Source organism: Bacteroidia bacterium, assembly GCA_016218155.1.
GTDB lineage: Bacteria > Bacteroidota > Bacteroidia > Bacteroidales > GWA2-32-17 > GWA2-32-17.
Window position 1 is genome coordinate 24,418 of sequence record JACREQ010000108.1, and the last position, 13,798, is coordinate 38,215.

The following is a 13,798-nucleotide window of genomic DNA, read 5'->3' on the forward strand; positions in this document are numbered from 1 at the left end:
CATTACCTTCGCAAAATGTTTTCAAAAAAGCTATATATAGTCGCACTGATCTCATTATCAATTATCTTTGGATCGTGCAGTAAGTATCAGAAATACCTTAAAAGTTCTGACTACGCTTTAAAATATGAAAAAGGCGTTGAATATTACGAAAAAAAGGACTATTACCGTGCAATCGGTTTATTTGAAGAATTAGAAAACATGTACAAAGGTTCCGATAAAGCGGAAAAAATTCAGTTTTACATGTCATATTGCTATTACAATCAAGGAGATCACATTTTAGCTGGATATTATTTCAAAAATTTTGCTGAAAGATACCCTTTAAGCATTCATCGCGAAGAATGTGATTATATGTCAGCATATTGCAGTTATTTGAATTCACCTGAAGCAAGTCTTGATCAAGCATATACATACAAAGCAATTGAAGAAATGCAGATGTTTTTAAATAAATATCCTAAAAGCACAAGAGTTGCAGAGTGTAATAAAATTGTTGATGCATTAAGAAATAAACTTGAAATTAAATCTTACAAAGCTGCAAGACTTTATTTTGACATTGGAGATTTTAGGGCTGCAGTTATAGCATTTAAGGCTGGTTTGATTGATTTTCCAGATAGTCCTTTCAGAGAAGAAATTTTATTTTTAACATTAAAATCAACCTATTTGCTAGCCGAGAATAGTATCATTTCAAAAAAATCAACCCGTTATCAGGATACTGTTGATGAATATTATACCTTAATCGCTGAATTCCCTCAGACTAAATATCTTAAAGACGCAGAGAAAATTTTTAACGACGCAACCAAAAATTTAAAAAACTAAATTTCAATAATATGGATCATAAAAAAATTAACGCATCAGTTTCAACAATTACACGCGACTTAAACAAACTCGAAATAGAAACGGGAAATATATACCAGTCAGTAATGGTTATAGCTAAACGTTCAAACCAAATTTCATTAGAAGTTAAAGATGAATTAAGTCGTAAATTAGAAGAATTTGCTTCATTTACAGATAATTTGGAAGAGATATTTGAAAATCGTGAACAAATTGAAATTTCACGTTTCTACGAAAAACTTCCAAAACCTTCTTCAATTGCATTACAGGAATTTATTGAAGGAAAATTATATTTCCGCACTCCTGAAAAAGAAGAAAAACAACCTGATATTCTATAATGTTTCTTCAGGGGAAACATATTATTCTAGGTATCACTGGAAGTATTGCCGCTTATAAAGCAGCAACTATTACCAGATTGCTTATTAAAGAAGGTGCCGAAGTAAAAATTGTTATTACCCCAACCGCTAAAGAATTTATAACACCAGTTACACTTTCAGCATTATCAAAAAATTCCGTGTTGTGTGATTTTTTTCAGCAACATAGTGGCGACTGGAATAGTCATGTTGACTTAGGAATATGGGCCGATTTATTTATTGTTGCCCCAGCATCAGCAAATACTATAGCAAAAATGGCTCATGGCGTTTGCGATAATCTTTTACTCACAACTTATTTATCTGCAAAATGTCCTGTAATAGTTGCACCTGCAATGGATTTAGACATGTTTGCACATCCTGCAACCCAAAAGAATATAGAGATTCTAAAATCTTTTGGTAATAAAATTATTGAACCGGCTACAGGTGAACTTGCAAGTGGTTTAGATGGAAAAGGAAGAATGGAAGAACCTGAAAAAATTGTTTCAGAAATTGTAAAATTCTTCGACTCAAAAAAAAAACTTAAAGGCAAACGAATAATTGTAACTGCCGGACCAACCGTAGAAGCAATTGATCCAGTGCGATTTATAAGCAACCATTCTACAGGAAAAATGGGATATGCTATTGCAAATTGTTTGCAAGAAGAAGGAGCAGAAGTTATTTTAATTTCAGGCCCTGTCTCAATAAATAAAATAAACAAACAAATAAAAATAGTTAGCGTTATATCTGCAAATGAGATGTTTGAAGCTGCAAACGAATGGTTTCCAAAGTCAGATGCGGCTATACTTTCAGCTGCAGTTGCTGATTATACTCCTGCAAATGTGTCTGTTACTAAAATCAAACATGCTCAGAATTTAACTACAATTCAACTGGAATCTACTAAAGACATTGCAGCTCACCTTGGTAAAATAAAGACTGTTAATCAAAGAATTATAGGCTTTGCATTAGAAACTGATAATGAAATAGAAAATGCCAAAGCAAAGCTGAAAAATAAAAACTTAGATCTTATTGTGCTTAATTCGCTGAAAGATAAAGATGCAGGTTTTGGAACAGAAACAAACAAAGTAACATTTATTGACAATAGCAATAATATTCGTAATTTTGAGTTAAAGCATAAATCAAAAGTTGCAGAGGATATTGTAAATGAGTTATATAAACTACTGTCTTAATATTATGCGAAAGTATTTAATTTTAAGTTTAATCCTGTTCTCAGGAATAGTTAATGCACAAGAACTTAACTGTCGTATTTCGGTTTCTTCACAACAAATTCAGACTTCAAACAAAAGAATTTTTGAGTCGATGCAAAAAGACCTTTACGAATTTTTGAATAATCGTAAATGGACTGACAATGTTTTTTCGAATGACGAACGTATTGAATGTAACATCCTGATAAACTTAACTGAGCAAATTTCCACTGACGAATATAAAGGAACAATACAGGTTCAATCAAACAGACCGGTTTTTAATTCGAATTATAATTCTGTAATGTTAAATTTCAAAGACAACGACGTTCAATTCAGATATGTAGAATTTCAACCAATGGATTTTAGCGAAAACACTCATTTATCAAACCTTACATCTCTCCTTGCCTATTATGCTTATATTATTATTGGTCTGGATTACGATGCATTCTCTGTTGATGGTGGTACAGCTTATTTTCAGAAAGCAGAGAAAATTGTAACAAATGCACAAAACGCTACAGAAAAGGGATGGAAATCATTCGAAGGTCAAAGAAACCGCTATTGGTTAATCGAAAATATTCTTAACCCAAAATACGGTCCTGTAAGAGAATTTTATTACAATTACCATAGAAACGGATTAGATGTAATGGCAGAAAAAGCTGCCGATGGAAGGGCTGTTATTGCTGAGAATCTAAAATTATTACAAAAAGTATTTCGCGAAAAACCTAGTCAATTCATGACTTTTCTGCAAGTTGTTCTGGATGCAAAATCAGACGAGTTTGTAAATGTTTTTTCTGACTCATATCCCGAAGAAAGAACCAGAGTTAACAATTTGCTAAAAGAAATTGATCCGACAAATTCAGGAAAATACCAGAAAATACTCACACCTGACGGAAAGTAAAATTTGTGTTACAAGCTTTACTAATACAGAACTACGCATTAATTGACAACCTTCAGATAGGTTTTAAACCTGGCTTTTCAACAATCACTGGCGAAACCGGTGCAGGAAAATCAATACTGATGGGAGCCTTGTCGTTAATTCTTGGACAAAGAGCAGATTTAAGTTTACTAAAAAACAAAGAGAAAAAGTGTATTGTTGAAGGCACATTCTTAATTTCAGATTATAATCTTGAAAGCTTTTTTAAAGAACATGATTTAGATTTTGCAGATACTCTTTTAATACGAAGAGAAATTGCTATTAACGGCAATTCACGAGCTTTTGTAAATGACACACCTGTAAATCTTAACATAATAAAAGAGCTTGGCTTAATGCTTGTTGACATTCACAGTCAACATGAGAATTTGCTTCTTTCAAATGGTAATTTCCAACTATCAATTTTAGATGCATTAGCCGGCAACAAGGAATCATTAGAGACTTACAAAAAGCATTTCGAGACCTTTGTTAACTCACAAAAAAAACTAAAAGATTTACAGGAAAAATCAAATAAAAATTCAGCTGATAATGATTATTTCCAGTTTCAGTTAAAACAGTTAGAAGAAGCAAATCTGCATGATGATGAAGTAAATGAACTTGAAAAAGAAAAAGATTTATTAAGCCATTTTGAAGAAATACTTGAAAATTTTGAAACTGCAACAAGGCTATTATCAGAAGACGAAACTCCAATCCTTTCAAGACTTAAAGAGTTAAGAAACACTTTAGAAAATCTTTCAAAAAACTATCCAGATGCTATTGAATGGAAAAACAGAATAGATAATAACATTATAGATTTAAAAGACATTGCTTCAGAAATCGGAAATACTTCATCGAAAATAGATGCCAATCCAAACAGACTATCAATAATTTTAGAGAGACTTGATGAGATTTATAGCCTACAACAAAAACACAGAGTTAACACTATAGCAGAACTGATAAGCATAAGAGAAGATTTCAGGAATAAAATACAATTTACCGAACAACTTGACGAAGAATTAAAACAACTTGAAGAAAGTATAAAAAAACAATATTCACAACTCGACAAACTTTCAAAACAACTTTCAGAAAAACGCAAGAAATCAATTAAAGATTTAGAAAAGAAAGTTATTCCTATGCTTAAGGTATTAGGAATTCTTAACGCTGATTTTAAAGTTGAATTATCTGCCAATACAGAATTTTCTTCAACCGGAAAGGATATTGTAAAGTTTATGTTTTCTGCAAACAAGAAAGTTGAATTGATGGAAATTTCTAAAGTTGCATCGGGAGGTGAACTTTCGCGCTTAATGTTAACAATAAAATCACTGGTTGCAGATTCTAACGAAATTCCTTCTATTATTTTTGATGAAATTGACGCAGGGGTTAGTGGTGAAATAGCATTTTACATGAGCGAAATTATGCAGAATATGGCAAAAAAGCTTCAGGTAATTTCTATTACTCATTTACCTCAGATTGCTTCGCGTGGCACAAATCATTATCTTGTTTACAAAGATCATTCAGGTAAATCTTCAGAAACACATATCCGACTTTTGAATAAAAATGAAAGAATAGCTGAAATTGCCAAAATGCTTAGTGGAAAAGAAGTTTCTGAAGCAGCACTGGAAAATGCACGTAACCTTTTGAAAAACTAATTAGATGTTTAATTATAACAATATATTAAAAACAATTGTAATTGCAACATTACTAATCTTTAGTTCCGATTTATTTTCACAAAATAAAGGAATTGGGTTATGTGCAATTTACAATTTCCAAACAGAGAGCATCGGTATCGGCTTAAGAGGCGAAGTTCCGGTAAAAAAATTAATAATTGTACCACAAATTGCATATTACCCGGCTTTTAACAAAATAACAGAATTTTATGCAGGTGTTAGCTGGCATCTTGATATTGCTAGTTATGGAAATTTAACAATGTACACTGTTCTTAACGGAGCTTTTAACGGATGGATAAATTACGAAAGCTCAACTATGAGTAAAGCCAGATTTGCAAACTGGGCAGCTGAAGGCGGAATTGGGTTTAAGAAAGGTAAATGCTGGAAACCATTTATGGAATTAAGGTATAATGTTAAATGGAAAGAAGCAAACCTGAGATTAGGAATTATGTATTATTTTAATTGCAATACAAAAAACGGACGTTCAAAAAAGAAGAAAGCAGTATCATGCCCTGCATATAACCAATAAATAACTAACAAAATGAAATCAAAAAGCAAATTTTTAAGTTTAATGCTGATAGCATTATGTTTTATTAGTACTTTTATCAGTAGCTGTTCTAAAGAGCGCATTGAATCTAAGGAAGAAGAAGATCAGCTTAATGATTACCAGTCGATGAATAATTATTACGACAGTAAAAAACAACAGGAACAAGAATTTACAATCGATTCAACTGGCACCGGACCAATAGTTGGTAATCAGGGAACAAAAATATATGCGGCTAAAGATTTATTGATGTATCCAAACGGCGATAGTGTTCATTGGCCTTATACAGTTAAGCTTATTGAGCTATACACTCCAAAGGATATGTTATATTATCAGATGCCTACTGTTGCAGGTGGTAGTTTACTAACAACAGGTGGTGAAGTAAGAATAAGAGCATTCAAAAACGGACAGGAATTGGTATTACGTCCAACTAAAACATGGACTATTGAAATGCCAAACACCAGTCCATTAGCTAATATGAAGATTTATTACGGAGTTCAAAGTTCATCTTTTATAGACTGGTCGCCTAACCCTGCTGGAAACTACAATACAACTTCTTATGGTTATACCGGGCAGATTGCAACTCTTGGCTGGACTGCCTGCGGAAAACCTGCTGCAGTTTCGACTACAACAACAAATTATAGTTTTACTTCAACAACTGATAATTTGCAAAATGTTAGCACATTTATTTATTTCCCAAATGCAAAAAGTTTAATGCAGGTTTATAATCAGACTTCGGGTGCAATTCCTGTTGGCGAAAATGCTAAAATTATATTAATGGGAATGAATAGTAATAACGAGATATTCCACTATTATAGCGAAACTACTATAAGCACATCAAATCAGGTTAGTGTGACTTTAACTCAGATTTCTGATGCCAATTTAACTGCAATATTGAACGCATTGTAATTTTATACAGTCAGGTCGAAAGACCTGACGGCGATGCTATCCTAAATGCTAATTCGAGCCTGCCTGACAGTAGGCAGGTGTAATCGAGAACTACAGAAACTACATAACCCGCACTTCTCGATACGCTGCGCTACTCGAAGAAGCAAATGGGTTTTTCTATACACAACTATTAAATGCTAGTCTACCGCAGCGGAGAGTTTATCGAGAACTACAAAACCCGCACTTCTCGATACGTTTCACTACTCGAAGAAGCAATTGGGTTTATTTTACAAAATTGAAATGCTTGTCCACCGCGGCGGAGAGTTTATCGAGAACTACAAAACCCGCACTTCTCGATACGCTGCACTACTCGAAGAAGCACTCTCCTAAATGCTAGTTCGAGTGTAATCGAGAACTACAAAAACTACAAAACCCGTACTTCTCGATACACTTCGTTACTCGAAGTAGCATAAGTATAATTATATTTTAATCTAAATATGACAATATGTTTAAGAATTTATTATTTTTATATCATACAAAATGAGCAATAAATAAAATGAATAATAAAATAAATGTACTCATAACCGGTGCTGCTGGTAATCTTGGCGGAATACTTGCAAAACATTTAAAACCCAACCCTCTTGTTAATCTTCATTTAATGATTCATAAAAAAGATGTTGCTCCAGAATTAAAAAATGAGGACATTAAAATTATTAAAGCTGACCTTTCAAAAAAGGAATCTCTGAATAATGTTTTTAACAATATTGATGTTATAGTACATTTTGCAGGTATTTTGTTTAAACCAAATCCCGATAAGTTCTTACCCATTACAAACACCGAGTACTTTAAAAACTTAGTTGATGCTGCAGTAGAACAAAATGTAAAACGTATTATACTTTGCAGTTTTCCGCATGTTGAAGGTGAATCTTTCCCCGACAAACCTGCTACTGGAAAACTAGATGCAAAGCCGAGTTCAGCGCATGCACGTACACGACTCGAAGAAGAAAAATACATGTTCAGCAAAGCTGAAAACAATACCTTTGAAGCTGTATCATTACGATTGGGAATGGTTTACGGAAAAGGAATACTAATGATGGATGTTGCAAAAATACTGGCAAAATACTGGGTACTTGGAATATGGAGAAAGCCTACATGGGTACATTTTATTTCAACTCAGGATTTTCTTACTGCATTTGAAAATGCAATTATAAAACAAAATATAAAAGGCATTTACCATTTAGGTGATGATGGCGTGCAAACATTACAGGATTATTTTGAAGTTGCCTGTCCGTATTGGGGGCATAAAAAACCCTGGCACAATATGCCAGTATGGCTTATAATGCTTTTTGCCAATTGTTGCGAAAAGTATTCTTATATTTTCGGAACCCGCTCTCTCCTAACCCGCGACTTTATAAAAATTGGCATGGTATCATATTATGGCGACACTAAACGAATGAAAGAAGATATATTACCAAGCCTTAAATACAAGACTTTTAAAGATGGTTTAGAAACATTTAAGTAAAATATTTGAACTTTGTTATTTAGTCTCTAACACGGCGTATTGCCCATCCTGAAGCTTCGGAACAGCTTGCTAAATTTTAATCGTGTGTTATGGGCTAGTTTTATTATTGTCTAATTATTTTTTTTACATAAATATTACTTGAGTCAATTACTTTCAATATATAAACTCCTTTAGTCTGATTTGCCAAATTAACTGTAGTGATATTTGTAAGATCAGTAATCACTTTTTTAAATAATTGCTTACCATCTACATCTGAAATCAGAATAGTATAGTTTTCGTCACTTTTAATTTCATTGAATTTAATATTAAATACCCCATTACTTGGGTTCGGGAAAATAGTAATGTTATTATTTGTTTTATTTGTTTTAATTCCTAAAGTACTAACAACACGATTAACCGTTGAGTTTGTTGCAATAGCTGGATTAAAATCAAAATATATTTGTGCTTTATTTCTAATTATAATGCCTTCGCTATTTGATTCATTTTGTTTAATTGTATAAGATAAAAAGCCCTGACTTTGTATTGGATTAGTTGTACTATCTGGTAGATTAATGTTACGGAATTTCCAAGTAGCTATATTTTGCCCACTTAAATTAAACTCATAAGGATGACTTGCTGCATTTGGAAATATCGTAGAAATATCAAGATAATCCGAAATAGTATCTTGTATAATTACGGTTTTTGCCGTATCATTTCCAGTATTTTGAAAATGAATTGTATATTTAAGAACTGAGTCATTTAGTAGAATATCTCCTAAGCTTCCGTAACCTATAGGAAATACTTCTTTGAAATTTGGGTCAAATGAACCAGAAACTATACTTACAACAGAATCAACATTATTTATAGGTGTTTCATCTCCAACAATTGGATTAATAGAAGTATATAAAACTAACTGGCTATTAATTAAACTTGGTAATGCAGGAACCTGAAAGGAGATATGAATAGTATGTTGCTCGTCATATTGAAGATTTGTAAAGTTCCATGAAAGAACATTACTAGTTTGGCTATTTAATAACGGAATGCTTGAAACAAATGTTAAAACTGGGTCATATGTTAGCTCAATATTTCCATTCATTGGAAATGTTCCAACATTTTTATATTGGATTGCTACATTATATATAAATCCCGGATGAGGTGTATTTGCTGCAATATTAATCTGTAAATCCTGAACAATCTGATTAGGATTCCATCCGAAATTATAATTTCCAGCACTACCCGAAAGTACATTAATATCATAACTGTTTGTAATATTGTTAGGACAATTTATGTCCCAATAAAGTTGTGGCACACATTTCACATTATATGTTCCCGGAGGAATAAGAGTTGAATAATTTCCGTTAGAATCAGCATATGAATAATATGGTCCAGGAGTTATTTCGATAATCCGATTAGTAAGGAGCGTATCATTGCTATCAAAAATACAATTTGAATTCTCATCATTATAAATGGAACCAGTAATCAATGAACAATCATTCATTGTACATAATTTCTTTAAGGTTACTGGATTGCCATTTAATGCACAACTAATATATAAATCGCCATTAAATGTGGTGAAATTTGAATATGAAGTAAAGTTATATGTTACAGCATTAGTTCCATTCCAAATTGCTGCCTGGTTACAGATAATTTGCATACAAGATCCTTGCATATATAATTTTCCATTATACCCCAATACACGTGACGCGAAATCAAAACTGGAAAATCCGGGTGCCGACCAATTATTACCATCCCATTTAATGAAACCATATGAGTTTATAGAACCACCTCCGGCAAATTGACCTCCAACATATAAATAACTGCCATATGCATGAAGCGACCAAATATTATCACCTCCATAAAAGTCTGGTATCATACCGCCTCCTACAACAACCCAACTAAAACCAGTCCATTTTCTAAACTCTGAATATCCACCAATATATAACTCGTTATTAAAAACTTCAATTGCCATTATTGTACCAATTGGTGTAATAATATTACCAATGCCAAGCCAGTTAATTCCATCCCATTTTGCAGCATAATAAGCATTGCCATTTATTTTAAAATAGCCAACAGCATAAATTTCATTATTATAAATTGTTATATCTCTGGCAATAGCATCAAAGCCATTTCCTAAAGGCACCCAATTTCCAGAGGTGTCCATTTGAGCAATTCTGTTAACAACAATTCCATTAATTGTAGTAAAATTTCCAATAACGATTAGTTTGTTATTTAATATTACTCCTTTAGATATGGTACCATTAATTGTCATATTTAATGGTGTAAAACTATTTCCATCCCAACTTGCTAAATTTTTTGCTGGTAAATTTCCAATACTATCAAAATTTCCGAATAAATATAATCTATTGTTAAATTCTTTTATAAATGTCACAGAACTATCAATTACACCACTTATAGAATACCAAGATTGTGATTTTCCAATTGAAATATTTGTTAAAATGATAAATAATATAAAATAAAATTTTAAGCAAATCTTTTTTAATGTTTTCATAGTTATATACTTTATTATATTGCTAAGACAATAATGACTTGAATTTAGTTGCCTAATAATTTATAATGGGTTAAAATAATTGAATTAATGTCCATTTAATTTGGAATTCTCTTTCTACTTTTTAATTTAAATAATAAAATACAATTTACAAATATTATTTAATTTTTCAAAATCATTAACCAAACTTGGAATATTTGAATAATTGCACCTAACGGTTTGCTGTTGAATTTGGCAAGCTTTTACTTGCAGTTGTGCTTGCCCCTTCGGGGTCAAACTGCTAAGAATTTTATTTAATATTAAAATTGTCCAAGTTGCTCATAACAGCCTGCTAAATTTTAACCGTGTGTTAGGCACTGAAATTATTTTTGTCTGTTGTAGCGTGAGTCATATTCACTTAATATGTCCATTATTGCTTTATCGGATATTTTCATTTTAACAATTACTGTGTCTGGTGTTACGCTATTTTCAGTTTCACCTTCTATTATTTGGTCTAAAATGTCAAAAGTTGAAATAGATATAGAAACAATTTCTTGATTTGAATAGAATTCACAATTGGAATCCATTTCGAAATTAGTAAATCCATCTTTTGAATCTGCGAATCTTAAAATCAAAATAGGGGATGTGTTGGGATTTTTGCAATTATAAAAGAAAACTTTCAAGCCACGATTATAAAATACTCCTGAAGAATCTGTAATTGTTGTCAAAAAGCAATTGAGATTTTGTGATGCAAATTTGATTGGAAAGTTAAAGAATTTTGTTCTTTTTATAAATTTGTCTATATATTGTTTTCTTTTTAAACTATAGTCTTTCCCAACTGTGTCTAGTGGATAAGAAAAAAACATATATTTATCATTGTCCCAACCAGACACATTGTCGAATTGTGTTGCCAGTAATTGTATTTTTTTATGACTTAACGGTTTTAAATTGTTAAATCCATTGTTGTAAATATTCTTAGCATTTAATTCTAATACAATTTCGTTGTCACCAGTTGTAAAAGAAACAGTAATTGAAAATATTATTAATATGTAAAAAAGTCTTTTCATTTTATTTTAGTGCCTAACACATCGCTAACAGTATCTTTTATTATTTCTAGTGATTATAAATACTTATAAGAATTACTTTCAAATATAAATAATAACACAATTAAAAATAAATATATAGCAATATTTCAGATATTTTCTTAGCTCTCACCACATCATGCAAGTGAAAAAAAAACAAATTGTAACTCGCAATTTTACATGAAGTAATATATCTAAACTTATTATTCATTAATGCTGCTTAACGAAACTCTGACCTCAAAATTTTGAGAATAACTTTCGACCTCAACTTTTATCTGATTTTTTATATTGTCGATTGTTTCAATTGATTTAATCTCAAAATTTTTATCGTAAAAACAGATAACTTCAATGCACGTTGTTCTACCAATTTTTGCAGCATTAATTTTTAATTCTTTAAATCCAAACTTTTGTTTATTGTTTAGAAGTTTTTCTTTTATCTCTTCTGTAAATTTTTCGGGGGGTGCTGTTAGCAGCAAATCAGAAACTCCTGATTTTATTAATTTTATTGGCTGATAAACAAAGAAAAGTATAAGAATAATTGTTATTCCCGGATCTAAATATGGGATCAGATAGCTGTACTGAGTTTGCTTTAACCATATCGACATTAAAAAAACTATTAAAACAACAACACTTATAAGAGCATCAAGCATCCAGTTAACTGATTCTGTATAAAGTATTTCAGATTTTGTTTTTTTAGCAAAATACCTTAACATAAATGTTAAACTACTGCATACTAAAACCGAAAAAATTAAATATTCAGTAACAACAGCCAGTTCAATTATTCTACCTCCATTAAAAATTGATTGAATTGAAGAAACAAATAACGATACAGCTAATCCCATTAATAACAAACCGTTAATTAATACAAATAACGGCTCAAAAGAATAGTATCCAAAATTATACTTTAAACTGTGTTGTATTTTCAATAATTTCGAAATACGTAACCCTACTATTGAAATTGTCATTGCTATTAATGTATAAAGTGCATCAAATAACAATGAAATTGAGTTACCAAATAACGAAGCCAAAATACCCGTAACAGCCATTATTATGGAACCATAAATAGATAATTTAATTGCAAAAGATTCCTTATTACTAATAACCATTACTTCTTTAAATAATTTAAACAATTACAACTACATACCATCAAATATAAAGAATTACATTTTCAAAAACAAATAAAAATCACATCACTCTTTCATGCGTGCACGCATGAAACAACCTAAGAGAAAAAATTATTTCACACTCTCCCACCAGTTAGAAAACTTTTGTGAATTATCTGACAGATTAACCTGTTCGCCGATTAAAGGTGTAATAATATTCAGGTTTTCTTTTTTATTTAGTTCTGAAATTGCCTTTAATGGCTCGGCCCATAAATGTATAGCAAGAATAAATTTACACGAATGTATTGGTAATATTCGTTTTGCATTTAAATCTTTTGCCGCCTTTATAACTTCTTCTGGCAACATGTGAATATGCCTCCAATTCTTATTGTACTGACCATTTTCGAGTATAGCCAAATCAAATGCACCAAAAGTTTTTCCTATATCTGCAAAATGTTTATCGTAACCACCATCACTTCCCATAAATATTTTCAAGAGTGGAGTTTCGATAATAAATGATGTCCACAATGTTTTGTTACGTTTTAAAGTTCTTCCCGAAAAATGTCTGGATGTAACAGTGTGTACAATAAAGTTATCTTCAAAAACTATTTTTTCATCCCAGTCTTTTTCATATATAATATCAGGGTTATACCCCCAACGTTCAATATGTTCGCCGGTACCTAGTCCGCAAATTACATTTTTAACCTTATGCTTTAAACCTGCCAGAGTATTATAATCTAGATGATCCCAATGATCGTGAGAAATAAAAAGATAATCTATTTCGGGAATATCATCTGTAGAATACGGATCTGTTCCTTTAATTGCCTTATTTGTAAAACGAACCGGCGATACCGAACCACTTAAAACAGGGTCGAACAAAATCTTTTTGCCACCAATCTGCATAAAATACGAAGAATGCCCAAACCAAACCAGAATATTATCTTCGGGGTTTAAATTCATCAAATCTGTTTTAACCGTAGGCATAACACTTTTAGGCTTTCTGTTCTTTGTTAGTAGAAATTCTTTAATTATTTTAAAGAAACTGTCACCTTCTGTTTTTATTGAAGTATGACTTTTGTTATAAAATGCACCATTTTTATAATTTGGCGATTTTTTAATTCTTTCTAGTCTATCGCCTGAAGGCAATTTACCAAATACTGGTGATTGCATAAAACTAATTACTAATAAAATAAGAGTAGCAAAAATTAGAATGGTGATAAACATTTTGCAAAGAA

Annotated in this window: 12 protein-coding genes; 8 read left to right on the forward strand and 4 right to left on the reverse strand. The window is 31.4% G+C overall.

The annotated features are described in order from the left end of the window. Positions 1 to 15 precede the first annotated feature (15 nt). The 8 genes from bamD to HY951_18265 all read left to right on the forward strand — a co-directional run bounded on the left by bamD (position 16) and on the right by HY951_18265 (position 7,914). The gene (gene bamD, locus HY951_18230; GenBank protein MBI5542000.1) at positions 16 to 813 is read left to right on the forward strand and encodes an outer membrane protein assembly factor BamD; all 798 of its coding nucleotides are present in this window, start codon (positions 16 to 18) and stop codon (positions 811 to 813) included. An 11-nt stretch (positions 814 to 824) separates the two neighbouring features. Further along, a complete protein-coding gene (locus HY951_18235) occupies positions 825 to 1,166 on the forward strand; it encodes a DNA-directed RNA polymerase subunit omega (protein ID MBI5542001.1) in 342 nt (113 codons plus the stop codon). After that, a complete protein-coding gene (gene coaBC, locus HY951_18240) occupies positions 1,166 to 2,368 on the forward strand; it encodes a bifunctional phosphopantothenoylcysteine decarboxylase/phosphopantothenate--cysteine ligase CoaBC (GenBank protein ID MBI5542002.1) in 1,203 nt (400 codons plus the stop codon). Before HY951_18235 ends, coaBC begins: the two co-directional genes overlap by 1 nt. Positions 2,369 to 2,372: 4 nt before the next feature. Further along, on the forward strand, positions 2,373 to 3,281 hold the full coding sequence (locus HY951_18245; GenBank protein ID MBI5542003.1) for a DUF4835 family protein: 909 nt from the start codon (positions 2,373 to 2,375) through the stop codon (positions 3,279 to 3,281). A gap of 5 nt (positions 3,282 to 3,286) precedes the next feature. Further along, positions 3,287 to 4,942, forward strand: a complete 1,656-nt coding sequence (gene recN / locus HY951_18250; GenBank protein MBI5542004.1) for a DNA repair protein RecN — start codon at positions 3,287 to 3,289, stop codon at positions 4,940 to 4,942. 4 nt (positions 4,943 to 4,946) lie between these two features. Beyond that, positions 4,947 to 5,489, forward strand: a complete 543-nt coding sequence (locus tag HY951_18255) for a hypothetical protein (GenBank protein MBI5542005.1) — start codon at positions 4,947 to 4,949, stop codon at positions 5,487 to 5,489. 12 nt (positions 5,490 to 5,501) lie between these two features. Next, a complete protein-coding gene (locus tag HY951_18260; protein ID MBI5542006.1) occupies positions 5,502 to 6,413 on the forward strand; it encodes a hypothetical protein in 912 nt (303 codons plus the stop codon). Positions 6,414 to 6,948: 535 nt separating this feature from the next. Next, positions 6,949 to 7,914, forward strand: coding sequence for an NAD(P)-dependent oxidoreductase (locus tag HY951_18265; protein ID MBI5542007.1), 966 nt, complete (start codon positions 6,949 to 6,951; stop codon positions 7,912 to 7,914). A 103-nt stretch (positions 7,915 to 8,017) separates the two neighbouring features. Here the strand turns inward: HY951_18265 and HY951_18270 are convergent, their stop codons facing one another. From HY951_18270 to HY951_18285, 4 genes are all read right to left on the reverse strand, one after another. Next, positions 8,018 to 10,402, reverse strand: coding sequence for a T9SS type A sorting domain-containing protein (locus HY951_18270; protein ID MBI5542008.1), 2,385 nt, complete (start codon positions 10,400 to 10,402; stop codon positions 8,018 to 8,020). Positions 10,403 to 10,761: 359 nt separating this feature from the next. Further along, positions 10,762 to 11,445 carry a hypothetical protein gene (locus HY951_18275; GenBank protein MBI5542009.1) on the reverse strand — a complete coding sequence of 228 codons (684 nt, stop codon included), beginning with the start codon at positions 11,443 to 11,445 and terminating at the stop codon, positions 10,762 to 10,764. Positions 11,446 to 11,663: 218 nt separating this feature from the next. Then, complete coding sequence (locus HY951_18280; GenBank protein ID MBI5542010.1) at positions 11,664 to 12,566, reverse strand: cation diffusion facilitator family transporter; 903 nt, start codon at positions 12,564 to 12,566, stop codon at positions 11,664 to 11,666. A 129-nt stretch (positions 12,567 to 12,695) separates the two neighbouring features. Then, positions 12,696 to 13,787 (reverse strand): MBL fold metallo-hydrolase, encoded by a 1,092-nt coding sequence (locus tag HY951_18285; GenBank protein ID MBI5542011.1) that lies wholly within the window; start codon positions 13,785 to 13,787, stop codon positions 12,696 to 12,698. Positions 13,788 to 13,798 lie beyond the last annotated feature (11 nt).

What these genes read in the sequence shown, in the direction of transcription:
- bamD (MBI5542000.1), top strand. Translation starts at nt 16, where the DNA reads ATGTTTTCAAAAAAGCTATATATAGTCGCACTGATCTCATTATCAATT.
- HY951_18270 (MBI5542008.1), bottom strand. Translation starts at nt 10,402, where the DNA reads ATGAAAACATTAAAAAAGATTTGCTTAAAATTTTATTTTATATTATTT.
- HY951_18280 (MBI5542010.1), bottom strand. Translation starts at nt 12,566, where the DNA reads ATGGTTATTAGTAATAAGGAATCTTTTGCAATTAAATTATCTATTTAT.
- HY951_18275 (MBI5542009.1), bottom strand. Translation starts at nt 11,445, where the DNA reads ATGAAAAGACTTTTTTACATATTAATAATATTTTCAATTACTGTTTCT.
- HY951_18265 (MBI5542007.1), top strand. Translation starts at nt 6,949, where the DNA reads ATGAATAATAAAATAAATGTACTCATAACCGGTGCTGCTGGTAATCTT.
- HY951_18235 (MBI5542001.1), top strand. Translation starts at nt 825, where the DNA reads ATGGATCATAAAAAAATTAACGCATCAGTTTCAACAATTACACGCGAC.
- HY951_18245 (MBI5542003.1), top strand. Translation starts at nt 2,373, where the DNA reads ATGCGAAAGTATTTAATTTTAAGTTTAATCCTGTTCTCAGGAATAGTT.
- HY951_18285 (MBI5542011.1), bottom strand. Translation starts at nt 13,787, where the DNA reads ATGTTTATCACCATTCTAATTTTTGCTACTCTTATTTTATTAGTAATT.
- coaBC (MBI5542002.1), top strand. Translation starts at nt 1,166, where the DNA reads ATGTTTCTTCAGGGGAAACATATTATTCTAGGTATCACTGGAAGTATT.
- HY951_18260 (MBI5542006.1), top strand. Translation starts at nt 5,502, where the DNA reads ATGAAATCAAAAAGCAAATTTTTAAGTTTAATGCTGATAGCATTATGT.
- HY951_18255 (MBI5542005.1), top strand. Translation starts at nt 4,947, where the DNA reads ATGTTTAATTATAACAATATATTAAAAACAATTGTAATTGCAACATTA.